General features: G+C 60.0%; 22 protein-coding genes. 10 read left to right on the top strand and 12 right to left on the bottom strand.

The features are described from left to right. Positions 1–116: 116 nt before the first annotated feature. On the top strand, positions 117–3,803 hold the full coding sequence (gene putA, locus RS75_RS01490) for a trifunctional transcriptional regulator/proline dehydrogenase/L-glutamate gamma-semialdehyde dehydrogenase (RefSeq protein ID WP_045016623.1): 3,687 nt from the start codon (positions 117–119) through the stop codon (positions 3,801–3,803). A 41-nt stretch (positions 3,804–3,844) separates the two neighbouring features. Here the strand turns inward: putA and RS75_RS01485 are convergent, their stop codons facing one another. Genes RS75_RS01485 through RS75_RS01475 form a run of 3 tightly spaced genes read right to left on the bottom strand, consistent with a single transcriptional unit; the run spans position 3,845 to position 6,437 of the window. Continuing rightward, positions 3,845–4,672, bottom strand: a complete 828-nt coding sequence (locus RS75_RS01485) for an ABC transporter ATP-binding protein (protein ID WP_045016622.1) — start codon at positions 4,670–4,672, stop codon at positions 3,845–3,847. Between the two features lie 8 nt (positions 4,673–4,680). Next, the gene (locus RS75_RS01480) at positions 4,681–5,460 is read right to left on the bottom strand and encodes an ABC transporter permease subunit (RefSeq protein WP_045016619.1); all 780 of its coding nucleotides are present in this window, start codon (positions 5,458–5,460) and stop codon (positions 4,681–4,683) included. A gap of 23 nt (positions 5,461–5,483) precedes the next feature. After that, the gene (locus tag RS75_RS01475; RefSeq protein WP_045016617.1) at positions 5,484–6,437 is read right to left on the bottom strand and encodes an aliphatic sulfonate ABC transporter substrate-binding protein; all 954 of its coding nucleotides are present in this window, start codon (positions 6,435–6,437) and stop codon (positions 5,484–5,486) included. 91 nt (positions 6,438–6,528) lie between these two features. Here RS75_RS01475 and RS75_RS26575 point away from each other — a divergent pair, with 91 nt between their 5' ends. Then, a complete protein-coding gene (locus RS75_RS26575; protein WP_160297171.1) occupies positions 6,529–6,675 on the top strand; it encodes a hypothetical protein in 147 nt (48 codons plus the stop codon). A 14-nt stretch (positions 6,676–6,689) separates the two neighbouring features. Here the strand turns inward: RS75_RS26575 and amaB are convergent, their stop codons facing one another. After that, positions 6,690–8,219, bottom strand: a complete 1,530-nt coding sequence (gene amaB, locus RS75_RS01470) for an L-piperidine-6-carboxylate dehydrogenase (protein ID WP_045016615.1) — start codon at positions 8,217–8,219, stop codon at positions 6,690–6,692. A 214-nt stretch (positions 8,220–8,433) separates the two neighbouring features. Here amaB and RS75_RS01465 point away from each other — a divergent pair, with 214 nt between their 5' ends. Beyond that, on the top strand, positions 8,434–9,336 hold the full coding sequence (locus RS75_RS01465; protein ID WP_045016614.1) for a LysR substrate-binding domain-containing protein: 903 nt from the start codon (positions 8,434–8,436) through the stop codon (positions 9,334–9,336). A gap of 7 nt (positions 9,337–9,343) precedes the next feature. On the opposite strand, the gene RS75_RS01460 is transcribed toward RS75_RS01465, so the two are convergent. Then, entirely contained in the window at positions 9,344–10,231 is an 888-nt protein-coding gene (locus RS75_RS01460) for a DMT family transporter (RefSeq protein ID WP_045016612.1), read from the bottom strand. Between the two features lie 378 nt (positions 10,232–10,609). Between RS75_RS01460 and RS75_RS01455 the strand changes: the two genes are divergently transcribed. Together RS75_RS01455 and RS75_RS01450 are read left to right on the top strand one after the other, a co-directional pair. Beyond that, complete coding sequence (locus RS75_RS01455; protein ID WP_045016610.1) at positions 10,610–11,941, top strand: UDP-glucose dehydrogenase family protein; 1,332 nt, start codon at positions 10,610–10,612, stop codon at positions 11,939–11,941. An 86-nt stretch (positions 11,942–12,027) separates the two neighbouring features. Further along, positions 12,028–13,050 (top strand): NAD-dependent epimerase, encoded by a 1,023-nt coding sequence (locus tag RS75_RS01450; protein WP_045016608.1) that lies wholly within the window; start codon positions 12,028–12,030, stop codon positions 13,048–13,050. Position 13,051: 1 nt separating this feature from the next. Here RS75_RS01450 and RS75_RS01445 read toward each other — a convergent pair whose 3' ends face one another. From RS75_RS01445 to RS75_RS01435, 3 genes are read right to left on the bottom strand one after another with little or no spacing between them, the layout of a single operon-like run. Beyond that, positions 13,052–14,098 carry a glutathione synthase gene (locus RS75_RS01445; RefSeq protein ID WP_045016607.1) on the bottom strand — a complete coding sequence of 349 codons (1,047 nt, stop codon included), beginning with the start codon at positions 14,096–14,098 and terminating at the stop codon, positions 13,052–13,054. A 10-nt stretch (positions 14,099–14,108) separates the two neighbouring features. Beyond that, the gene (locus RS75_RS01440; protein ID WP_045016697.1) at positions 14,109–15,986 is read right to left on the bottom strand and encodes a flavohemoglobin expression-modulating QEGLA motif protein; all 1,878 of its coding nucleotides are present in this window, start codon (positions 15,984–15,986) and stop codon (positions 14,109–14,111) included. Then, positions 15,983–16,813: an N-formylglutamate amidohydrolase gene (locus RS75_RS01435; protein ID WP_045016605.1), complete on the bottom strand. Its 831-nt coding sequence runs from the start codon at positions 16,811–16,813 to the stop codon at positions 15,983–15,985. The genes RS75_RS01440 and RS75_RS01435 overlap by 4 nt, the downstream gene beginning before the upstream one ends. Before the next feature lie 289 nt (positions 16,814–17,102). Between RS75_RS01435 and RS75_RS01430 the strand changes: the two genes are divergently transcribed. The 4 genes from RS75_RS01430 (at position 17,103) to RS75_RS01415 (ending at position 19,704) form a co-directional block, all read left to right on the top strand. Beyond that, a complete protein-coding gene (locus tag RS75_RS01430) occupies positions 17,103–17,324 on the top strand; it encodes a hypothetical protein (RefSeq protein ID WP_045016604.1) in 222 nt (73 codons plus the stop codon). A gap of 27 nt (positions 17,325–17,351) precedes the next feature. Continuing rightward, entirely contained in the window at positions 17,352–17,912 is a 561-nt protein-coding gene (locus RS75_RS01425) for a type 1 glutamine amidotransferase domain-containing protein (RefSeq protein WP_045016602.1), read from the top strand. A gap of 55 nt (positions 17,913–17,967) precedes the next feature. Then, on the top strand, positions 17,968–18,408 hold the full coding sequence (locus RS75_RS01420) for a PPC domain-containing DNA-binding protein (RefSeq protein WP_045016600.1): 441 nt from the start codon (positions 17,968–17,970) through the stop codon (positions 18,406–18,408). 69 nt (positions 18,409–18,477) lie between these two features. After that, positions 18,478–19,704 (top strand): NAD(P)/FAD-dependent oxidoreductase, encoded by a 1,227-nt coding sequence (locus tag RS75_RS01415; RefSeq protein WP_045016599.1) that lies wholly within the window; start codon positions 18,478–18,480, stop codon positions 19,702–19,704. 6 nt (positions 19,705–19,710) lie between these two features. On the opposite strand, the gene RS75_RS01410 is transcribed toward RS75_RS01415, so the two are convergent. Further along, positions 19,711–20,196: an MgtC/SapB family protein gene (locus tag RS75_RS01410; protein ID WP_045016597.1), complete on the bottom strand. Its 486-nt coding sequence runs from the start codon at positions 20,194–20,196 to the stop codon at positions 19,711–19,713. A gap of 176 nt (positions 20,197–20,372) precedes the next feature. Here RS75_RS01410 and RS75_RS01405 point away from each other — a divergent pair, with 176 nt between their 5' ends. After that, a complete protein-coding gene (locus RS75_RS01405) occupies positions 20,373–20,873 on the top strand; it encodes a YciE/YciF ferroxidase family protein (RefSeq protein WP_045016596.1) in 501 nt (166 codons plus the stop codon). 79 nt (positions 20,874–20,952) lie between these two features. Here the strand turns inward: RS75_RS01405 and RS75_RS01400 are convergent, their stop codons facing one another. The 3 genes from RS75_RS01400 to RS75_RS01390 form a co-directional block, all read right to left on the bottom strand. Further along, complete coding sequence (locus tag RS75_RS01400; protein WP_045016593.1) at positions 20,953–23,289, bottom strand: glucose/quinate/shikimate family membrane-bound PQQ-dependent dehydrogenase; 2,337 nt, start codon at positions 23,287–23,289, stop codon at positions 20,953–20,955. Between the two features lie 104 nt (positions 23,290–23,393). After that, positions 23,394–23,735, bottom strand: a complete 342-nt coding sequence (locus tag RS75_RS01395) for a flagellar basal body-associated FliL family protein (RefSeq protein WP_045016592.1) — start codon at positions 23,733–23,735, stop codon at positions 23,394–23,396. Positions 23,736–23,870: 135 nt separating this feature from the next. Continuing rightward, positions 23,871–24,656 carry a 3-hydroxybutyrate dehydrogenase gene (locus tag RS75_RS01390; protein ID WP_045016591.1) on the bottom strand — a complete coding sequence of 262 codons (786 nt, stop codon included), beginning with the start codon at positions 24,654–24,656 and terminating at the stop codon, positions 23,871–23,873. Positions 24,657–24,660: the final 4 nt, after the last annotated feature.

The following is a 24,660-nucleotide window of genomic DNA, read 5'->3' as shown; positions in this document are numbered from 1 at the left end:
AGGACCATAGCAATTTTTACGGCAATGATATTGTACGCAGCAGAATGACAAGCGGCGAGCGGAGGACACGCTGCCGCTGACAGTCTGTCTTCAACAGCTTTTTCAGGATTTTCAGAATGGCCGATGGTGCAAGCAAAGCCGATGTAAACCCGCAGCAGGCCATGAACGGCATTTTCCAGAATTTTGCACCGCCCGTGCGCGAACAGAGCCCGTTGCGGAAGGCAATCACCGCCGCCTACCGCCGCCCCGAGGAAGAATGCCTGGCGCCCCTGATCGAGGCGGCGACCGTCACTCCCGAGCAGGCGAGCGCCATTCGCACCACGGCGACCAAGCTGATCGAGGCGTTGCGCGCCAAAACCAAGGGCACAGGCGTCGAAGGGCTGGTGCAGGAATATTCGCTCTCCAGTCACGAGGGCGTGGCTCTGATGTGCCTTGCCGAAGCGCTGTTGCGCATTCCCGATACTGCGACCCGCGATGCGCTGATCCGCGACAAGATCGCACGCGGCGACTGGAGATCCCATATCGGCGGCGGGCGCTCGCTGTTCGTCAATGCCGCCACCTGGGGCCTCGTCATTACCGGCAAGCTCACCTCGACAGTCAATGACAGCGGTCTTTCGGCGGCGCTGAGCAAGCTGATCGCCCGCGCAGGCGAACCCGTCATCCGTCGCGGCGTCGACATGGCCATGCGCATGATGGGCGAGCAATTCGTCACCGGCGAGACGATCGGCGAAGCGCTCAAGCGTTCGAAACCGCTGGAGGAGCTGGGCTTTCAATATTCCTACGATATGCTCGGCGAAGCGGCGACGACGGCAAAGGATGCGGAGCGCTATTACAAGGATTACGAAAACGCCATCCACTCCATCGGCAAGGCCTCCGCAGGGCGCGGCGTCTATGGCCGCCCGGGCATCTCCATCAAGCTTTCGGCGCTGCATCCGCGTTATGCCCGCGCCCAGGCCGAGCGGGTGATGGCGGAACTTGTGCCGCGCGTCAAATCTTTGATGCTGCTCAGCAAGAAATACGATATCGGCCTCAATATCGACGCCGAGGAAGCCGACCGGCTGGAGCTGTCGCTCGATCTTCTGGAGGAGCTGGCGCTCGACAAGGATCTCGCCGGCTGGGACGGCCTCGGTTTCGTCGTGCAGGCCTATGGCCGCCGCTGCCCCTTCGTTCTCGATTACATCATCGATCTCGCCCGGCGCGCGGGTCGCCGCATCATGGTGCGTCTGGTCAAGGGCGCCTATTGGGATGCGGAAATCAAGCGCGCGCAGGTAGACGGGCTGGAAGACTTTCCGGTCTTCACCCGCAAGGTGCATACCGACGTCTCCTATATCGCCTGCGCCAACAAGTTGCTCGCCGCGCGTGACGTCGTGTTTCCGCAATTTGCGACCCACAATGCGCAGTCCATGGCGACGATCTACCACCTCGCCGGCCCTAGCTTCAAACTCGGCGACTACGAGTTCCAGTGCCTGCACGGCATGGGCGAACCGCTTTACAGCGAAGTCGTCGGCAAAAAGAAGCTCGACCGCCCCTGCCGCTTTTATGCGCCTGTTGGCACCCACGAAACGCTGCTTGCCTATCTCGTTCGCCGCCTGCTGGAAAACGGCGCGAACTCTTCCTTCGTCAACCGCATCGCCGATCCCGCCGTACCGGTGGCTTCCTTGCTGGAAGATCCGGTCGAAGCGGTCAAGGCCTATGCCGTTCCCGGCGCCCGGCACGACCGCATTGCTGCACCCGCTGGTCTCTTCGGCCCCGAACGGGCGAACTCCGCTGGTCTCGATCTTTCCAGCGAAACGACACTTGCCGCACTGGACACCATCCTGATGGCGAGTGCAGCGACAGAGTGGAAGGCCGCAGCACCAGAGGCGGGGGGCAAGACACGCCCGGTTCTCAATCCCGGCGATCATAGTGACATTGTCGGCTACGTGAGCGAACCGACAGAGGCCGATGTTGAAGCGGCGATGCAGCGGGCCTCTGCCTCCAACTGGTCTTCCAAACCGGTAGAGGAGCGCGCCGCCTGCCTGGAACGCGCTGCCGACCAGATGCAGGCTGAGATGCCGACCCTGCTCGGCCTTATCATGCGCGAGGCGGGAAAATCCATGCCGAACGCCATTGCCGAGGTGCGCGAAGCGATCGATTTCCTGCGTTATTACGCAGCGGAAGCCCGCAAGACCTTCAAAGACGGCCAGACACCCCTCGGCCCTGTCGTCTGTATCAGCCCATGGAACTTCCCGCTCGCCATCTTCATCGGTCAGGTAACGGCAGCACTGGTTGCCGGCAATCCGGTGCTGGCAAAACCCGCCGAAGAAACGCCGCTGATCGCCGCTGAAGGCGTGCGCCTGCTGCATGAGGCTGGTATTCCGCAGGACGCCGTGCAGCTTCTTCCGGGCGATGGCAAAACCGGTGCCGCCCTCGTCGGCTCCGCCCTTACGGCGGGCGTGATGTTCACCGGCTCCACGGAAGTAGCGCGGCTCATTCAGGGCCAGCTTGCCGGCCGGGTTCTGGCCAACGGCCAGCCGGTTCCCTTGATTGCTGAGACCGGCGGACAGAACGCCATGATCGTCGATTCCTCCGCCCTTGCCGAACAGGTCGTCGCAGACGTTATCGCGTCTGCGTTTGACAGCGCCGGTCAGCGTTGCTCGGCGCTGCGCATTCTTTGCCTGCAGGAAGATGTGGCGGATCGCACGCTGACGATGCTGAAAGGCGCGCTGCATGAATTGCGGATCGGCCGCACCGACCGTCTCTCCGTCGATGTCGGCCCGGTCATCACCGCCGAAGCCAAAGGCATCATCGAAAAACACGTCGACAGCATGCGCGCGCTCGGTCATCGGATCGAGCAGATTTCGCTTGCGGGCGAAACCGGCAAGGGCACCTTTGTGCCACCGACGATCATCGAGATGAAATCGCTTGCCGATCTGAAGAAAGAGGTCTTCGGGCCCGTCCTGCACGTCATCCGCTTCAAGCGCGACAATCTCGACCGGCTGATCGACGAGATCAACGCCACTGGCTACGGTCTGACCTTCGGCCTGCATACACGTCTTGACGATACGATCCAGCACGTCCTCTCCCGCGTTGCGGCCGGCAATCTTTATGTGAACCGCAACATCATCGGCGCCGTTGTCGGCGTTCAGCCCTTCGGCGGACGCGGCCTTTCCGGCACCGGTCCCAAGGCAGGCGGTCCGCTCTATCTCGGCCGCGTCACACAAATCGCGCCGAAGATCGACCGTGTCGCCAGTCAGCAGGATCAGGCGGCCGTCGATCTCGCCCGCTGGCTGGATGAAAATGGCGAGAGCGTCGCGGCTGAAGCAGCACGACAGGCCGCAGCGCTTTCCGGCCTCGGTTTCGAAACCGAACTGGCAGGCCCGGTCGGCGAACGCAACGTCTATGCGCTGCATCCGCGCGGCAAAATTCTGCTGATCCCGGCCACGGAGCAGGGGCTTTATCGCCAGCTTGCGGCAGCACTTGCCACCGGCAACTCGGTCGTCATCGACAATGCATCTGGACTGGAAAAATCGATCTACGGATTGCCGGCAACCGTCACTTCGCGCATCACTTGGTCTGACAACTGGGAAAAATCCGCACCCTTCGCCGGCGCGCTGATCGAGGGCGATGCGGAGCGTGTCGTTACGATCAACAAAAAGATCGCCGCCCTACCCGGCCCTCTGGTTCTGGTTCAGGCCGCCACCACGGAAGCGCTTGGCCGTGAAAGCCAGCCCTATAATCTAGACTGGCTGGTGGAAGAGGTCTCCGTCAGTGTCAACACGACGGCTGCCGGCGGCAATGCCAGCCTGATGAGCATCGGCTGATAAATATAATCCGGCAGGGTCTTGGCCCTGCCGGCCAGCCCTTATCCGCTAATCTCGCCACGCCCGAAGAGCTGGTTCAGGACCTGTTCTTCCAGTCGCGCGAATTCGGCGGTGCCGTGGCGGCGCGGACGCGGTAACTTCACATCCAGATCGAGCGCGATGCGTCCTTCATCGATGACGACGATGCGGTCGGCAAGCGCCACGGCTTCCGAGACATCATGCGTAACGAGGACGGCGGTGAATTTCTGCTTGCGCCAGATGCGCTCGAGCAGAAGCTGCATTTCGATGCGGGTGAGTGCATCGAGCGCGCCGAGCGGTTCGTCCAGCGCCAGGATTTGGGGATGGGCCACCAATGCCCGCGCCAGCGCCACGCGCTGCTTCTGGCCGCCGGACAGGACATAGGGCCATTCGCCCGCCCGGTCCTTCAGCCCTACCTCTTCGAGAATGGCAAGCGCCTGTTCTTGCGCCGCTTCCCCTTTGGCAATGCCGGTCAGGCCCACGGACACATTGTTTGCGATGCGCTCCCATGGCAGAAGGCGCGGCTCCTGAAACATCATGCGGGTGCGGCTCGATGCGTCTTTCGAAACGGTGCCGCTTGTGGGCGCATCGAGACCGGCCAGAATACGCAGGAGCGTACTCTTGCCACAGCCGCTCTTGCCGATGACAGCCAGAAACTCGCCTTCCCGCACATCGAGATCGATCCCGCGCAGCACCGGCTTGTCGCCAAAGGTCTTCACCACATCGCGGAAGCTGAAGGCGACTTTACCGTCATTCTGCTTCCCGCGCTGCTCAAGCTTGGCTTCCGCCCCTGAAGGGGAGGATGGCGGGGCATCGGGGCGTCTCAGTGTCGTAACATTACTGGTCGACATGGGTTACCTCAGACTTTCTTGAAGGCTGGATGCCACTGCAGGAAGATGCTTTCGAGGAAGCGGGCGAAACTGTCCGCCAGCTTGCCGAGAAGCGCATAGATGAGGATCGACAGAACGACGACATCGATCAGCAGAAACTCGCGCGCCTGCATGGCCATATAGCCGAGGCCGGAAGAGGAGGAGATGGTTTCCGCCACGATAAGCGTCAACCACATGATGCCGAGCGCATAACGGAGGCCGGTGAAAATGGACGGCAGCGCACCCGGCAGGATCACCCGCCGGAACAGCGTGAAGGGCGACATGCCATACGTGCGGCCCATCTCCACCAGTTGCGGATCGACCCCCTGAATGCCGAGCAGCGTGTTGATGTAGATCGGGAAAAATACCCCTAGCGCGACGAGGAAAAGCTTTGCCTCCTCATCGATGCCGAACCACAGGATGACGAGCGGGATGAGCGCCAGATGCGGAATGTTGCGGATCATCTGCAGCGTGGTGTCGGTGAAGCTGCGGGAAAACCGCGACAGCCCGTTGGCCAACCCGAAGATAAAGCCGATCGCGCCGCCAACGGCGAAACCAGCCAAAGCGCGGGCGGAACTGACGCCGATATTGGCGATCAGTTCGCCCGAAAGCAAAAGCCGCCAGAAGGCTTCCGCGACGGCGGAGGGGGCCGGAAGCACATTTCCCGAAATGAGCCCGATGCGGGAAGCTGCCTCCCAACCCGCCAGAATGATGGCAGGAAGCAGCCAGCCCGTGATGCTTCCTGCCTCGATACGCCTTCTGATACTCATGGCGAAGCCTCCGTATCCGGGGATCAGTTGGTGGCGCCCGACCAGACAGCATCCTTGATGCTGATCTGTTTCGGGATCAGGCCGAGGCGATAAAAGCGGTCAGCGGTTTCCTGCTGGCTGGCAATGATCTTGTCATCGATCTTCGAAATGCCGAATTCCGAACGGTTGGCGGCCAGCGTCTGCGCTTCCAGCGGCACACCCGTCACCTCATGCAGTGCTGCAGCGACCTTGTCGCGGTTGCCGGCGGACCATTTGGCCGCCTCACCCAACGCATCGATCGTGATGTTGATGGTGTCGCCATGGGATTTGGCGTAGTCGCGATTGGCAAGGAAATAGGTGCTCACATTAAGGACCTCGCTGGTGCGGGCGAGCGTGACGGGCTTGTAGCGGGTCTCGGCAATCGCGTAGAAAGGATCCCAAACGGCCCAGGCGTCAATCTTGTCACTCGCAAAGGCTGCGGCGGCATCGGCGGGGCTAAGATACACAACGTCGATATCGCTGAATTTCAGACCGTTTTTCTCGATTGCCGCCACCAGCAGATTGTGGGCGCTGGTGCCCTTGCCGACGCCGACCTTCTTCCCCTTCAGATCGGCAACCGATTTGATGCCGCTCTCAGGCTTGGCGAAGATCGCCTCGCCCTTGCCGTTCGAAGGAAGGGCCGCGACATAAACAATGGCCGAACCGGCCGACTGACCGAAGATCGGCGGCGCGTCGCCCGTCCAGCCGACATTGATGGAGCCGACATTCAAGGCCTCCACCAGCGGCGGGCCTGCGGTGAATTCGACCCACGAAACCTTCACGCCCTTGGCCTCAAGCGCCTTTTCGATGACGCCCTGTTGCCTCGCAATCACCGGCAGGCCGGTTTTCTGATAACCGATCTTCAGCTCTTCCGCCGCCTGAGCCTGCAATGGCAGGACGGATAATGCGGCGGCAACAAGAATGCTGGCGGAAAGGGCGCGACGGGTGATGGCGGGCATTTTATCTCCTTATCACCGGCGCTGTGCCGGTTTGCGATATGGAGCAATGCTAGGGTTTTCGATGAAAACGATAGAGAGAGGATAATTCAATATGAGCGATCTTGCAGGAATAAAATTCCGCGAAGAGACCTCTTTCCCGCAAATCATCGCAGGCGCCCCTCGCCGGCCCCTTTTTAACAAGGGAATGCCGGTGCGGATCGGGCCGCACCGGCATGATGGATCGATGTCGCTCAAATGAAACTTGCGAGCGATTTATTCGATATCGAAGGACACGCCCTGCGCCAAAGGCAGAGCCTTCGAGTAGTTGATCGTGTTGGTGGCGCGGCGCATATAGGCCTTCCACGCATCCGAACCGGATTCGCGGCCACCGCCGGTTTCCTTTTCGCCGCCGAAGGCGCCGCCGATTTCCGCGCCCGAGGTTCCGATATTGACGTTTGCGATGCCGCAATCCGAGCCTTCCGACGACAGGAAGTGTTCCGATTCCTGCATGTCGCGGGTGAAGACCGATGACGACAGACCGGCAGCGACGGCATTGTGCGCCTCGATCGCCTCATCAAAATCGCTGTACTTCATAACATAGAGGATCGGCGCGAAGGTCTCTTCCAGCACCGGTCCGGCCTGCTTTGGCATTTCGACAAGCGCGGGTTTAACATAATAGGCATCCGGCGCACCCGTATCCACGCGCCCGCCGCCATTCACCACGCCGTCATGCGCCTTGGCCGCTTCGAGCGCCTTCTGCATGCCGTCGAAAGCCGCCTTGTCTACCAGCGGCCCGACAAGCGCCGATGTTTCCAGCGGATTGCCGACGGAAACGGAGGCGTAGGCCTTTTTCAGACGCGGCACGAGTTGGTCATAGACGCTATCGTGCACGAAGAGACGGCGAAGTGTGGTGCAACGCTGGCCAGCCGTGCCCATGGCGCCGAAGGCGATGGCGCGCAGCGCCATGTCGAGATCGGCAGAGGGGCAGACGATACCGGCATTGTTGCCGCCAAGTTCCAGAATGGCGCGGGCGAAGCGTTTCGCCAGACGCGGGCCGACATCGCGGCCCATGCGGGTGGAGCCGGTGGCGGAAACCAGGGGAACCTTGGGATTGTCCACCAATGCTTCACCGACGGCGCGGTCGCCGATCAGAAGCTGCGACAGTCCTTCCGGCGCATCGCCAAAACGGGCGACGGCACGCTCGAAGATGCCCTGCACGGCAAGTGCCGTGAGCGGAGTTTTTTCCGAAGGCTTCCAGACCACCGAATTGCCGCAGACGAGCGCGAGCGCCGCGTTCCACGACCAGACGGCGACGGGGAAGTTGAAGGCGGAGATGACGCCGACGACGCCGAGCGGATGCCAGGTTTCCATCATGCGGTGGCCGGGGCGTTCCGTTGCAATGGTAAGACCATAAAGCTGGCGGGAGAGACCGACGGCGAAATCGCAGATATCGATCATCTCCTGCACTTCGCCAAGACCTTCGGACGGGACCTTGCCCGCTTCTAGCGAGACGAGACGACCGAGATCGGCCTTGAAGGCGCGCAGTTCTTCACCCAAAAGCCGGATCAGTTCGCCACGACGCGGAGCAGGCACGTTGCGCCAAACCTTGAAGGCCGCATCAGCCTTGTCGATCACGGCTGCAACACCCTCGACCGAAATGGTCTTGAGGCTGGCGACCTGTTCACCCGTCACCGGGCTGAACGACGCCATATCGCCGCCGGTATAGAGATCGCGGGCGACGCCCATTCTGTCGAGCAGGGCCGCAGCTTCCTGTTTCACGTCAAGCTTCGTGGTCGCATCCATGTCCAATTGTCCTTTTTGGCTCAAAGGGGAGGAAAGGCCATTTATGATACGGCGCTTTCAACTCCCGTCGCTGTTCTTTCCCCGAATTTATCATTATGTGAAACAGGTCTCCACCAAAGTCGGCAAAACACCATTCCATTCTTTCCCGTAATCATATATGGGCACAATAGCCCTTTTCCAATGAGGAAAGCGGGTAAGTTGATGCGAGAATGGAATGGATCCGCGCAGAAGACTGGTTCCCGACATCGTCACCCTGCAAGCGTTTGAATGCGCGGCACGGCATGGCAATTTTACCCGTGCGGCGGAAGAACTCAACCTCACGCAAAGCGCGGTCAGCCGGCAGATCGGCGACCTCGAGGCGCAGACCGGAATGCAGCTTTTCGAGCGCATCCGCAGGCGTGTGGTTTTATCGGAAGCGGGCCGCAAATTCCTGCCGGATGTGCGGCGCCTGCTGCAACAGTCCGAACAGTTGATGGTGCGTGCGGTCTCGGCCGGAACATCGCACGCATCGCTCTCCGTCGCCACCCTGCCGACTTTCGGCAGCCGCTGGCTGATGCCGCGCCTGCACCGGTTCATCGACGCCAATCCGGAGATAGCGATCACGATCGGCTCGCGCTCGCACCCCTTCGATTTCGACGAGGAAGGTTTCGACCTTGCCATTCACTATGGCCAGCCGGTCTGGGCGCATGGCACCTGCACCTTTTTATGCAACGAGGTGATCGTGCCGGTCGCCAGCCCCGCGCTGCTTCAGCGCGCCCGTATGGAGCGGCCCACCGATCTTGCCGGGCAACCTTTGCTGCATGTGACGACACGGCCGAAACTGTGGACGGAATGGCTGGAGATGAATGGGGTGACGGCGGAAAACGCCTATAAGGGCAGCCGGTTCGACCAGTTCTCGATGATCATCGAAGCCGCTGCAAGCGGCATCGGTTTTACCCTTTTGCCGAAATATCTGATCGAAGCGGAACTTATCTCCGGCCGCCTCGAAATCGTGTTCGATATCCCCCTGCAAACCGACAAGAGCTATTACGTCGCCTTGCCGGAGGGACGGCAGGACAATGTGCTTGCCCGCGCCTTTCAGACATGGCTTCTCGATCAGGTCGGCAAACCGGTATAATCCGACGTCACAGACGATTGCGGAAAAACGGGTTCCAGCGCACCGCGCCGAGCCTCACCTTTTCGCGGATCATCGTCAGAATTCCCGATGCGGCGATGACCCCCAGCCCAAGCACCGCCACCGCGTCCGGATATTCGTGGAAGAAGGTCATGCCGATCGCTACGGCCCAGAGGATTTGCGAATAATGCGACGGCGCGATCTGGCTAGCCGGTGCAATCCGGGTTGCGACCAGCAAGGTTATCTGTCCCGTTGCCGTGCAAAGCCCGATGAAGGCGAAGGCGGCGAACTGATGCGGATTGGGCATGACGAAATCGGGGATGGAGGCAATGCCGTTGAACGTGAGACCGTAGACCAGCAACACGCCCATGATCGACGTGCGCTTTTCCTTGCCAGCGAGCGAACGGAGCAACACGATGGTCATCGCCGCCAGAAAGGCGACGCCGATGGCGGCGAAATGTCCAAGTTCCAGCGACTTGAAGCCCGGCCGCACGACAAGGAGAACGCCGACGATGCCGGCCAGAACAGCAGCCCAGCGCCATGGCCCGATATCTTCCTTCAAAACAACGGCAGACAGCACGGTCACGAACAGCGGCGACAGAAAGATCAACGCATAGGCTTCGGCGAGTGGAATGGTGGTGAAGGCGTAGATGCCGAGAATCCCAGCAAACAGGCCGGAAATCGCCCGCCCATGCACCGCGAAGGGGCGGCTCATGCGCCAGAACTCCCGCCACCTTTCCTCGCGCGGTTTACTGAAGAAGATGAAGATGCCGGAAAACAATATGCTGAAGAAGCCGATCTCGAAAACACTGATCTGTGATCCGAGCGACTTGATCGTGGCATCGCCCAGGGAAAAGGTCGCATAAGCGAACAGACCGAGCAGAAAACCCTTTTGCATTGAACTTCCCCGAACATCGACCGCAACGCAAAGCGCACCCCGGCCGCGTAAAGCAACCCGGACGCCCCTTAAGGGACAGACAGTCTGGCAGATTTGATCCTCACCCCTATGGCTAGACCCGGCTACCTATGAGTGCAAGTCGCAAAAACGGCAAAAGTGGACGATCCGACCCCATCGATGCAAATGCCCGCAAGGTGCGGCAAATTTGTCCCGCCACCGCCATCACATCACCGTCATGGAAAGAGGTTAGCCCGTGTTGATCGTGACGCTTGGCGGCAAGCGTGAAGGCGGCTAAACATTGTGGTGTGATTGCACCCGCTGATTTCGCCTGAGCATTGCCGCGCGAACATCGCCTCACGGACCGAAGGGAAAAAAAGAATGCGGATAGTGATGATCGGTGCCGGTTATGTCGGCCTTGTTTCCGGTGCGTGTTTTGCCGATTTCGGCCATGACGTGATCTGCGTCGACAAGATGCCGGAAAAGATCGAAGCGCTGAAAAGCGGCCATATTCCGATCTTCGAACCGGGCCTGGACGCTATCGTCGCCAGTAACGCCAGAGCCGGCCGGTTGAACTTCACCACCGAACTTTCCTCTGCGGTTGCCAGTGCAGATGTCGTCTTCATTGCGGTCGGCACACCCTCGCGGCGCGGCGATGGCCACGCGGACCTCGGTTATGTTTATGCGGCGGCGAAAGAAATAGCCCATGCGCTTGACGGTTTCACCGTCATCGTCACCAAATCCACCGTTCCCGTCGGCACCGGCGACGAGGTGGAGCGCATCATCCGCGAGGAAAACCCTTCGGCCGATTTCGCCGTGGTCTCCAATCCGGAATTCCTGCGCGAAGGCGCGGCAATCGAGGATTTCAAGCGCCCGGATCGCATCGTCGTCGGCCTTTCGGACGAACGCGCGCGGCCGGTGATGACAGAGGTTTACCGTCCGCTCTATCTCAACCAGTCGCCGTTGCTCTTCACCACGAGACGCTCTTCGGAACTCATAAAATATGCCGCCAACGCCTTTCTGGCGATGAAGATCACCTTCATCAACGAAATGGCGGATCTGTGCGAAAAGGTCGGCGCCAATGTTCAGGACATTTCGCGCGGCATCGGCCTCGATGGCCGCATCGGCTCGAAATTCCTGCATGCCGGCCCCGGTTATGGCGGCTCCTGTTTTCCCAAGGATACGCTGGCGCTCGCCAAGACCGCGCAGGACTATGACGCCCCGGTGCGGCTGATCGAAACCACCATCGCCATCAACGACAACCGCAAGCGTGCCATGGGCCGCAAGGTCATCAACGCGGTGGGCGGCGATGTGCGCGGCAAGAAGATCGCCGTGCTTGGCCTGACCTTCAAGCCCAACACCGACGACATGCGCGACAGCCCGGCGATCGCCATCATCCAGACCCTGCAGGATGGCGGTGCGAAGGTGGTCGGCTACGATCCGGAAGGCATGGCGAATGCCCGTCATGTCATGGAGGATGTCGATTATGCCAGCGGCCCCTACGAGGCGGCGGAGGACGCCGACGCCGTGGTGATCGTGACTGAATGGAACCAGTTCCGCGCGCTCGATCTGCCACGCCTCAAGGCCATCATGAAAAACCCTGTGCTGGTGGATCTGCGCAATATCTACCGTGTAGATGAAGTCACCGGGCATGGCTTCATCTATGCGGGGATCGGCCGCCCACACGAGAGCGGTTCCGACAAAGGCCAGTAACGGTTTCGCCTTCGAAGTTTCATTAGAACGGTTTTCGCGCTTCGGTTCATCCGCAAACGCACCAACGGATTTGGGATATAGTCATCATGCGTTATCTGGTTACCGGCACGGCGGGCTTCATCGGTTTCTACGTCGCGAAGCGGCTGCTCGATGCCGGCCACTTCGTGACCGGTTTCGACGGCATGACGAAATATTACGATGTCAGCCTCAAGGAAAAACGCCACGCCATTCTTTCCCGCTCCAATGGCTTCAGGGCCGAGATCGGCATGCTGGAAGATGCAGACGCCCTGAAGCGGGCGGCGGAGGCTGCCGAACCGGAGATCATCATTCACCTCGCGGCACAGGCGGGCGTCCGTTACAGCCTTGAGAACCCCCGCGCCTATATCGATTCCAATCTCATCGGATCGTGGAACATGCTGGAGCTTGCCAAGAACCTGCAGGTCAAGCACCTGATGCTGGCATCGACCTCCTCCATCTACGGCGCCAACGAAAAAATACCTTTCGCGGAAAGCGACAGGGCCGACGAGCCGATGACGCTTTATGCGGCCACCAAAAAATCGATGGAACTGATGGCGCACAGTTATGCCCATCTCCATAAATTGCCGACCACGGCCTTCCGCTTCTTCACGGTTTACGGTCCCTGGGGACGGCCGGACATGGCGCCGATCAAATTCGTCGACGCCATCTCGAACGGCAGACCGATCGATATTTACGGCCAGGGCAATATGAGCCGTGACTTCACCTATATCGACGATCTTGTCGAAGGTATCGTCCGGCTGAGCCAGATCATCCCGTCCGAGGAAAACCGGGTGACGCAGGAAGGCGTGACCGATACGCTTTCACACCACGCACCCTTCCGTATCGTCAATATTGGCGGCGGCCAGCCGGTGGAGCTGATGCACTTTGTCGAGACGGTCGAAAAGGCGGTCGGCAGGCAGGCGATCCGCAACATGCTGCCGATGCAGCAGGGAGACGTTCCCCGCACCTTCGCCTCCCCCGACCTTCTCCGGGCCCTGACCGGCTATGTGCCGCAAACCCCGGTCGAAGAGGGCATCAAGGCCCTCGTCGCCTGGTATCGTGACATGCAGTCGACTGAGCTGCGAGAATAGGTCACAGCGTCGCCAGCAGGCGATTGGAAAGCACGCCGCCGGAGGCGCTCTGCGTGGCGATCTTGGTCTCCACGGCCTCGATGATCGTTTCGCTGAAATCGATATCGGTGAAGTCGCGAATATTGGAAAGGCCGCCCGGCGAAAACACGTTCACCTCCAGTATCTTGTCGCCGACGATATCGAGCCCGACCAGAAACATGCCGTCCTCCACGAGCTTCGGCCGCATCATTTCGGCAAGCTCGACGATTTCGTCCGTCACCTTCACGGCCTCGGCGGTGCCATTGGCATGGATGTTGGAGCGCAGATCGCCTGTCGCCGGCCGGCGGCGAAGTGCAGCATATTGGCCGTCACGCATCAGCGGTCTGCCATTCATCATGAAAAAGCGGATGTCGCCATCCTTGGCCGCCGGCAGATAGGCCTGCGCGATCAGATAGCCTTCGAGACTGACCGCCTCGAAAATCTGATTGAGATTGGCCTCCTTGCTCGAACCGATCTTGAAGACGTTCTTGCCGCCTGAGCCCTGCAACGGCTTGACGATGACGCCCTTGGGATGTGCATCGGCAAAAGCGCGAATTTCATCGACATTGCGCGAGATGATCGTTGTCGGGCGCACGATTTCGGGAAAGCTTTGGAAATAGAGCTTGTTCTGCGCCAGCGCTAAGCCTTCGGGGTCGTTCAGAACCACAACGCCACGCTGTTCGGCAAGCCGCCCAAACAAAATGCCGGCATGCACCGCCCACGGCCTCGTCGTCTGGTCGAGGGACGGATCGTTGCGCAGCATCAGCGCATCGATTTCCTCCACATCCATGGTTCGCCGCTCCAGCGTCTTGTCCTGGAGTATAGCGTGGAGAGTGTCGCCTTTCTTGATTTTCGTCTTCGGCAGCATGGTCGCATGTATGGTCAGGCTGTCGTCCGAGCGCAAAGTGAAATCGCCAGGCGTCAGATAGACCACCTCATGGCCACGATTGAGCGCCGCCCTGGCCAGCAGGCCGGTTGCGAAATTCGGCCCCTCGGTCTCGATCGAATTGACGAAAAATGCGATGCGCATAGAGCCCCTCCTATAATGTCGCCAGTTCGGCAATGGATAATCCCGCCCGTATTTTTTCCAGCCGCTCGTTGGCCTTGGCGGGCAACAGAAAAGCCGGCCGTACGCCGGGCGGGCGCAAAAGGCCGCGCAAGGCAAGCTCCTGCATGACCGGAAAATGGGCGGCGGCGATCTTGCCCATCCAGAATGGGTCGAGCGCGCCGCCCCGGCGCAGATGCTCCAACACCTCCGCCAGCCCGCGCAGATAAATCGCGTCCTTCGAAAGACCGCCGCCCCGATAGATGCGCAGCACCATGTTGAAAGCTCCGGCCGCGTCGAAACCGTGCTCGCGCGTCATGATGCGGAACGTCTCCACGAACGTCGCCCCGTCCAGCATCGCCGCACAACCAACGACGCGCCCGGCAATCAGGCGCAGGCGCTCGCGCGTCATGCCGCCGGCGAGATGTTCCGCCAGCACCGCCAGCCCCTCCTGCACGCCCTCATAACCTGAAAGGCCGGTACGGAAGAGCCTGAGGCCCTGAAACGAGCCGTTGAAATAGGTCAAAAGATGCACGCCGATTTCATGGGATAGAAGCGCTTCGACACGGCGCTGTTCCATGACGGTGTGGCGGGAAATCAGAAGCTTTTCGCCCGTCACCATCAGGCCGGGCGGCAGGTCGTCCCTGATTTCGACGCGGGCCTTGAAGCCAGGTTCTTCCCTCAGATAGGTATCGACCATCTCGCGCGATTTTTTGGCAACCGCATAACAATCGACCATGGCGATTTCGCCATCACCCTGCCTGCGCGGGCAATCGGCGAGCACACTGAGCGCCAGCGTCAAAAGAGCAGGTTCGACGGCGCCATAAAGGGCGCGTGAAAAATCGGTGAAGGTGCGATGGTGCAGGCTGGCGAGCATCGTCAGTTGCAGATCGATCTCCCGCTGTTTTTCCCGGTAGAGATGATAAAGCACCGGGTCTTCCAGGTGATCGAACACCACGGAATAGAGCTTGCGTTTCTGCTCCTCGACATCGACGCCAAGCGGCCGGTAAAGCAGGCGCGGCGCATATTGAAAGCTGCCATCGCGAAACTCCACGAAGGCCCGGCGGGCATTGATCGGCGTAACCGACAGAAGAAAATCGAAAGAAGAAACAATGTCGTCGATCGAACGGTCCGCACGCCTGACAGCATCGACAAAGGCCTTGCGGCCGAGCGCCCGGTGACTGGTGACCTTAAGGGCGTCCTTGCCGGAAGCGTATGACGAGAAGGCCTGCAGGCCCGCATCGAAAATATCGGCGATCATCGTCTCGCGCAGGCCGGGATAGTCCGCGCCGGATTCCGGTTGGCGGTAGATCGGCGCAAATCGCACGCTGATGCAGGGAAAATCAAGCCCGGCATTTTGAAATCTGAGGATCGGATCGGCATCCGGTTCAGGCCTGGTGATACGCGGCGTACGAAACCGCACTTCGGCATCGCAAACCGCCTTGATGAAAACACGGCGGGCATTTTGCGTTTCGGGCTCACCCGTTGCCGAGACGGAAACCTCGTAATGCGGCAGAAAAGGTGAATCGTCGGCAAGCAGAATGTCGTGCTCCAGTTCGCCGATATCGAGAACCATGAAGGCGCCGAAACGTTGCCGCATGGCGGCACCCACCCCCTTGATCAGCGGCGCGGCCTCCTGGATGGTCGACGCGATGAGATAGGAGGCATGGGCCGAGACGATATCGCGGGCGGCAAGGTTCTTCGTGCCGCCGGTCAGATACAGGCAGAGGAAAGGCAGCGGCCGGTCGATATGCAGCCTGCCGTTTTTTCCGACATCGCGGCGGACCGCCTTGCCGGCCTCAAGGCAGGACACGACATCATCCACCAGATCGGCAATCGGCGAGGGCGTGGCGCGGACAGAGGAAAGGTTCATCGTCGCGACCTCAGGCATTCTTCGAGAACCGGCTGAAGTGCGGCGATCGTGGCGCGAATATCCGACACTACCCGGGCATCCGGTTTTCCGGTCCACTCGTCCATGAAGAACTTCTTGAACTCGACCGCGATGGCGCAACCGTTTTCCGCAAAACGCTCGTGAATGAAGCGGGTCTGTTCCCCCTTGCCCTGAAATGCCACATTCTCGCGGACATCGAGACGGCGTCCGCCGATGGTTGCCGACGCCAAATGGCGGCCGACCGCGCTGACGACATCGCTCCAGCGGCCGCGATCCATGGAAAAGGTACCGATATTGATGTCGGGGGCTTCCGCCTGCACCGTCGGCGGCTCAGCAGCCCCTTGCCGGCGATGATTGTAGCTATGCACATCCAGCACCACAAAAGCCCCGTGTCGCCGCTCGATGGTTGAGAGAACGGTTTCCAGCATCGCGTAGTAATCGGCATGAAAATCGAGCGATTGCCGGGTGGCCTCCTTCGGCGGTGCCTGTTTCCAGACCTCCAGCCCCCAGGATTGTTCCGGCTTCAAATAGATCGCCTGATCGGCGGCGCGGTTGAGATCGGCTTCAAAACGTGAATGATGAACGACGATGCGGTTCGTCAATCCGGCGATCATCTCGCCGGTGAAAGGATCCTCTTCTCGCAGCCGTTGTTCGGGTGAAAGAGCCATCCGCGAGACAACGGCCGGACGAATGAAATGACCGTCATGGATGGCTGTGCCGATAACCGGCGAATTGCCGAAGTCGATCGACCAGAAACCCTTGTTTTCATTGTTGCCGTGGTATTCGCCGTCGCTCTGTCTGGCTGCCATGCTGCCTCCCCTGCGTCAGGGATAAAACAGCGCGACTCGCCCGTTTGTTCCGGCAAAAATCGCACACGATGCATTTGGGCCTCGGCAATGACGCGGTCCGAAAAAAGCGGAACCATACCGGAGAACTCACGTTGTTCCGGCAGGAGGGCCGCCGTGTCAAACGGACGCGATGGCGCTGAAGAACAGCGGGATTTTTCCGTTTTCTCCCGTTGGCCAACGAAATGGCAGCCGAGCTTCTTACCCATCCGGCACCCTCCGTCTCCGCTTTCCACGAATAAGGAGCCGCGAAATGGAAAAGACCGAAACGCGCAAACTTGCAGAAGAATATCTGCGGCTCGGCGGCACACGCGAGGTCATGATCGACGACAACAAGACCTTCGTGCGCCAATGGGAGCATGAACCGGCGGAAGCCGAAACATTCTGGCGAACGAACATCGAAACTCTCGACGCGGATCGTCGCAAGGATGTGGAATTTTTTCTGCCCTCCATGAACTCGGACAAGGAAAACTGACCCCAGCTAAACAGGAAGGAAACAGATATGACTGCCATCAACGCCGCAAAAATCGTCATTCTTGCAACGGACGGCTATGAGCGTTCCGAATTGCGCGTGCCATACGACCAGCTGAAGGCGAAGGGCGCGAACGTGAAGATCGCCTCCATCAAGGATGGCGCGATAAAAAGCTGGGACAAAAAGGACTGGGGCGACAGTATCGCCGTCGACCTCTCCGCCAAGGACGTCAGATCGGATGATTTCGACGCGCTGGTCCTTCCGGGCGGCCAGATCAATCCGGATGTTCTGCGCCACGACGAGGATGCGATGCGCGTGGTCCGTGATTTCGTCAAATCCGGCAAGGTCGTAGCCGCTATTTGCCACGCCCCCTGGCTTCTGGTGGAAGCGGATGCTCTGCACGGTCGCGACGCCACCTCCTATTGGTCGATCAAGACCGACCTCAAAAATGCCGGCGCCAACTGGAAAGACGAAAAGGTCGTGACAGACCACGGCATCGTCACCTCCCGCAGCCCGGACGATCTCGACGCCTTCGTCGGTAAAATCGTCGAAGAGGTCGAGGAAGGCCGCCACGAACGCCGGGCCGCCTGAGGCCGCGCCATTCCTGTGCCGCCGGCGCGCGGCGGCACTTTTCCAGGAGGACCCCATGAAAAGCAGATTGCTGGCAAGCGGCGCGGAACGCACCTTCATTCTCGTCATCGACCCGGAAGAAGAGGCGTTCGAAGCGATCCGTCGCTTTGCCAAGACCGAAAACATCAATGCCGCCTCGGTAACCGCAATCGGCGCCTTTGCGACAGCGACGCTCGCCTTCTTCGATCTCCAGACGCGGGAATACAAGGAAATACCGGTGACGGAACAAAGTGAGGTTCTAAGTCTGCTCGGCGATATTACCCTTGATGAGAACCACACGCCAAATCCACACCTCCATGTTGTCCTCGGCTTTGCCGACGGGTCTACGAAAGGTGGCCATTTTCTGAACGGCGTGGTGCGGCCGACGCTCGAAGTCGTCATCCGCGAAACACCTGCAGAATTGCGGCGCACCTATCGCCGCGAATTCGGCATCGCCCTCATCGATCCCGCTAAATAAAAGTAACGGAGCCGGAAAAACCCAACGTCGCCGACTATACCGAGCCGTGAGACCTTTCAGGACAATTTCATGCCGATATCGGAACTGACGAAGGAACGCGACCTCAGGCAGTCAAAACCCCTGTGGGCCGATACGCCGCGCATCGGCGTCCGCAGCGGGACGACCCCTGATGCCGACCGTTACGACACCATCGTCGTCGGCGCCGGCATCAGCGGCGCGCTGGTGGCCCATGCCTTGCACAGGCCGGGGCAATCCATGCTTGTCGTCGACCGGAGCGAACCGGTGATGGGCAGCAGCGTGGCCAGCACCGCGATGATACAGCACGAGATCGACACACCCCTGATCGAGCTTCGAAAGATGATCGGCAGGCACGCTGCGGACCGGGCGTGGCAGCGTTCCGCACGCGCCGTCCTGCGTCTGGAGGAAATCGTCTCCTCGCTCGGCATTTCCTGCGGTATGGCACGCAAACAGGCGCTTTATGTCGCCGGAGACGACATGGGTTCACGCGCGCTGAAGGCTGAAGCAGCAGCCCGTGAAGAAGCAGGGATCGCCGCTCGCTTCCTTGGCCCCACTGAGCTGAGGAACGACTACGCCATCGAGCGGACCGGAGCTATCCTCAGCGATATTTCGGCCTCCGCCAATCCCGCGCAGCTGACGGCGGGCCTGTTGCGCCACACGTCGGGTGCCGGCGCTGAAATCGTGTCGCATCTTGAGATAACCGATCTCAGAAACCTCGGCGACGAGGTGGTCATCGCCACCGCACAGGGCAGGATTCTTTCCGCCCGAAATGTCGTTTTCTGCACCGGATATGAGTTCCTGAAATCGCTTGAAAGCCCGAAACACAAGATCATCTCCACCTGGGCGCTGGCGAGTGCGAAGGGCATCGATCCACCTGACTGGTTGAAAAGCCACCTCGTCTGGGAGGCCTCCGATCCCTATCTTTACCTGCGTACCGACCGTGACGGCCGCCTGATTGCCGGTGGCGAGGATGAAGACAATCCCATCTCCTACCAATCGAAGCGCAAGCTCGCCGCGAAAACGGAGACAATCCGCAGCAAGGTCGAAAAGCTTCTTGGTATCGATATCGGCGAGCCGGAATACCGCTGGGCGGCAGCCTTCGGCACAACCGTCACCGGCCTGCCGCTGATCGGCGCGGTTCCCGGCATGAGGAACGTTTATGCTGTCATGGGTTTCGGCGGCAACGGCATCACCTTCAGCCAGATCGCCGCCGAAATAATCGCCGCCGCCGTCAATGGCGGCAAGGACCCGGACGCCGATCTCTTCCGGTTTGGCTAACGCCGGTCATTCCTCCTTGATGCCGGCTGCGACCTCCGCCCGGCGAAGCACCCACAGCACGACAATACCGACCCCAGCGGCAAGCACGGCAAGCGGCCACATGCCGAGACCGGCGGAAAGGCCGATCGCGGCGGACAGCCACATGCTTGCGCCCGTCGTCAGACCTTTGACGTCGCCTCTGGTATAAACGACCACACCTGCCGCCAGAAAGGCGATGCCCGCCGTCACGGCCTCTACCAGCCGGATGGGATCGAGCCGCGCTGCCTCATGACCTTCCGCCATCGTCTCCATCATGTGAATGGTGATGACGCTGAAGGTGACTGCGGCAAGGCCGATCAGCATATTGGTGCGCAAACCGGCGGTATTCTTGTGAAATTCCCGCTCCAGACCGATGAGGCCGCACAGGATGACCGCGCCGCACACCCGCACAAGGAGCACCTCGAAGGGAATGGAAATATTCATGGAAAATTCTTCTGCAAGGCTTTGAGGCAAGGTCGCATCTCCTCCCGAAATTTCACCATAGTAAGTTCGGTGAGAGCATGTTGGTTCCGCGCGGCAATTATAAACGTTGCGCGCAACGGAGTCGGAACCATAGGGACGGCGAAGGGTTTGTCTCCCGTGCGCATGGGGCGCACGTCCCAGATTTTCACACTACGGGAGAAGGAACAATGGCCGAGAAGAAACTCGATGACCTGTTTTACGACACGCTGAAGGATATTTATTACGCCGAAAGGCAAATCCTGAAAGCACTGCCCAAGATGGCCCGGGCAGCAACGGACCCGAAGCTGAAACAGGCATTTGAAAAACACAAGGAAGAAACGCAAGGCCATGTGGAACGCCTGCAGGAGGTGTTCGAGATCATCGGCAAGCGGGCGCAGGGCAAGACCTGCGAAGCGATCCAGGGCATCATCGCCGAGGGCGAGGAGATCATGGACGATTTCAAGGGCACGGCAGCGCTCGATGCCGGTCTCATCTCGTCGGCCCAGGCGGTCGAGCATTACGAGATCGCCCGTTATGGCACCCTGAAGGCCTGGGCGGAAAAGCTCGGACACGGCAATGTCGTTTCCCTGCTGGATGCCACGCTTAAGGAAGAATCCAAGACAGACGACGCGTTGACCTCACTCGCCAAGACATCGGTCAATGCCGCCGCTCAGAAAAAAGCGGCATGATCCTGTCTGCATTCCACGCAAGCAAAAACCGGAATGGGCGACCATTCCGGTTTTTTTATTTGCCTGAAGCCTGCGAAATCTATGGCAGGGTATAGGCGATGACATAGTCGCCCGGCTTGGTTCCGACGGAACCATGACCGCCCGCGACCATGACGACATATTGCTTGCCGCCATCCAGCGCATAGGTCATGGGCGTCGCCTGGCCGCCGGCCGGCAGACGTGCTTCCCATAGCTGCTTGCCGGTGGTGAGGTCGTAGGCGCGCAGATAGTTGTCGACGGCGGCACCGAGGAAGGCAACGCCACCCTTGGTGATCATCGGACCGCCAATGCCCGGCACACCCACCTTGAAGGGCAACGGCAGCGGCGTCATGTCATGAACGGTGCCGTTCTTGTGCTTGTAGGCGATATCGCCGGTGCGCAGGTCGGCGCCTGCCACATAACCCCACGGCGGCGCCTGGCAAGGGATTTGCAGCGGACCGAGGAACGGACCCATGAATACGCCATAGGGCGCGCCGTCATTGCGGTTCAAACCCTGCTCACTACCCTTCTCGTCCTGACCCTTGGGCGGAATGTCGGCACGCGGCACAAGCTGCGAGGTGAAGGCAAGATATGTCGGCATGCCGAACATCACCTGGCGTTCTGGATCGACCGCGACGCTGCCCCAGTTGAATGTGCCGAAATTGCCCGGATAGATGATCGAGCCGGTCAGAGACGGTGGGGTGTAACGACCCTCGTAGTTCAGTTGGTGGAAGCGGATACGGCAGGCGAGCTGATCGAACATGGAGACGCCCCACATGTCCTTTTCCTGCAGCGGCTCCGGCTTGAACGACAGCGCCGTCGTCGGCTGCGTTGGCGAGGTGAAGTCTTCAGGGATCGCCCCGCCCGGCGCCGGTTCCTCCGTGATCGGCAGAAGCGGCTCGCCGGTGCGCCGGTCGAGAACGTAAATGTCGCCCTGCTTGGTGGGACCGACAAGTGCGGGAACGGTCTGGCCGTCCTTGGTGATGTCGAGCAGCACCGGCTGGGCTGGCACATCCATATCCCACAGATCGTGGTGAACCGTCTGGCGCACCCAGCGATCTCTGCCGGTATTGATATCAAGCGCCACGATGGAGGAGGAATATTTCTCCACATTCTCGCTGCGACCCATACCGAGCTGGTCCGGTACCTGATTGCCGAGCGGGACGTAGACGAGACCCAACCCTTCGTCATAACTCAACACGGACCAGCTGTTCGGAGAGTTGGTGGTGTAGGTTTCACCTGCCGCAATCGGCTCGGTCTTTGCCGGATTACCGGAGTCCCAGTTCCAGACGAGAGCACCGGTGTTGACATCGAAAGCGCGGATAACGCCGGACTGTTCCTGCGTGGAATAATTGTCGTTCACCGCGCCGCCGATGATGATCTTGCCCCCCGCAATCACGGGTGGCGAGGTCGAATAATAATAACCGGCGGGATTGTATTTCATGCCCTGTTCGAGATGCAGTACACCCTGATCGGCAAAGGAGGTGCAGACCTGACCGGTCGCCGCATCCAGCGCAATCAGTCGCGCATCCGAAGTCGGCAGATAAACGCGCTCGGCGCACACCGTGCCCTGTGCGACGTTTGGTTCGGCATAATAGGATACGCCGCGGCACGTCTGGTGCTGACGGTCCGGATTGAGACCGACATTCGGGTCGTATTTCCACTTTTCCTTGCCGGTTGCGGCATCGATGGCGATCGCCCAATTGTGCGGCGTGCAGATATAAAGCGTATTGCCGATCTTGAGCGGCGTTACCTGATAGGTGGTTTCCCCCACGTCATCCGGCAGCTTCACGTCGCCGGTCTGGTAACGCCAGGCTTCCTTCAACTGCGAGACGTTGTCGACATTGACCTGGGTGAGCGGCGAATAACGCTGGCCATAGGGCGTGCGGCCATATTGATGCCAGTCGCCATCCGGCACGTTGCCGCCATAAACAGGGGCGGCGGATACCGTCTCCTGAGGCAGTGAGCCCGGCTTGTCATGCGGATCCTGCGTCATGGAATATCCCGCCACCACGATGGAGGCGAGAACCGACAGCGCAAGCGGCCAGGCATTCGGGCCGTAATTCAAGCCTGTCGGGCTGGAAAAACCGAGCGGTTTTCTGACCCACGGGACCAAAAGCCACAAACCGATGAGAATGATGATGCCACCGCGCGGGCCTAGCTGCCACCAGTCGAAGCCGACTTCCCAGACGGCCCAGGCAAGCGTCGCGACGATGAAAAGAGCATAGACGTGAAGTGCTGCGCGGTTGCGCTTGAACAGCAGAATGGCCGTCAACAGGAAGGCCAGTCCGGAAAGGACGTAATACAGGCTCCCGCCCAGCATGACGAGCTGAGAGCCGAAACCGAACAGCGCAAGGCCGATCAGCGAGAGAATAACCGCAGTGACGGTGACTGCCATGAATGAAACCCCCGTTTCCTGTCACTTTGCGTGAAATGAAATTGGGTGCGATATGGTTCCATACAAACTATTCATTTAGCACAAAAAATTTCACGGCATGGTGGTCACGGGTTTTGCGGCGCGCCCGTCGAATCCTGCGGAGACGGATTTCTATCGGTCGACGCGGGCGGCACGGGGCGTCCATTCGCCGGGTTGTTGTCGAAGCTTTCGGCCCCTGACGGCTGCTGTGGTATCGGCGCCGTCTGGGTCTGCGGGTTCTGCGGAAGATTTTCGTCGGGCTCGAAAACCGAATATTCGACGACCGCCCAAACCACCAACGCCAGAAACACGCTGACAATCAGAATGACGAGAACGGGGCGACCTCTGGATCCTTGCCGCGCGCGTGTCGCCGTTTCGCGCTTCGGAGCATCCCGACCGTGGAGATAGCTGGAATTTTCTCTGGCCATGTCTTTTACTCCCTGTAACCCTGTTGATTTAATTCACAGGGTCCCAGTTTTGTTCCGAACATAGGGACGACACCTAACTGCACTGGATGAAGGCGTTGAATTCGTCGAGACGGCTCCCTTGAGACGAGCGCAAAATTACTTCGCGGTCCAGCCGCCGTCGATGGAAATGGTGGTGCCGGTGATAGAGCGAGCCATATCGCCGGTGAGGTAAAACGCCATCTCCGCCACTTCCTCCGGTTGCACGAAACGCCGCGTCGGCTGCGGCGCAAGCATCACTTTCTTCACCACATCCTCCTCGCTCATGCCATGCACCCGCGCCTGATCGGCGACCTGGGCCGCCACAAGCGGCGTCCAGACGTAACCGGGGCAGATGGCGTTGCAGGTAATGCCAAGCTCTGCCACTTCCAGCGCCACACTTTTGGTCAGGCCCACTACGGCATGTTTGGTCGCCACATACGGTCCCTTGAACGGTGAAGCACGCAATCCGTGTGCGGAAGCAATATTGACGATGCGCCCCCAGCCGCGCTCCTTCATACCCGGCAGGGCTGCACGGATCGTATGAAAAGCGCTGTCGAGCGAAATCGCGACGATACGGGAAAAATCGGCGAAATCAAACTCGTCGATCGGCGCGACCTTCTGGATGCCGGCATTGTTGACGAGCACGTCGATTTGACCGAACTCGGCAATGACGGTTTCCGGCAGATGCGCACTCTCGTCATAATTGGCAAGGTTGGCGGGAAAATAGACCGGCCTGTGTCGCGCCACCTTCGCGACCATCTCCAGAGCCTGCGTCGCTTCCTCCGACGTCTCTATGCCATGAACGGCGACCAGAAACCCCGCCTCGGCGAAACGTTTGGCAATCGCCAGCCCAATGCCGCTGGTGGAACCTGTGACCAGAACGGTTTTCGGTTGATCCTCCATCGGC

Source organism: Rhizobium nepotum 39/7, from assembly GCF_000949865.1.
GTDB lineage: Bacteria > Pseudomonadota > Alphaproteobacteria > Rhizobiales > Rhizobiaceae > Agrobacterium > Agrobacterium nepotum.
This window is presented reverse-complemented; position numbering and strand designations above follow the sequence as displayed.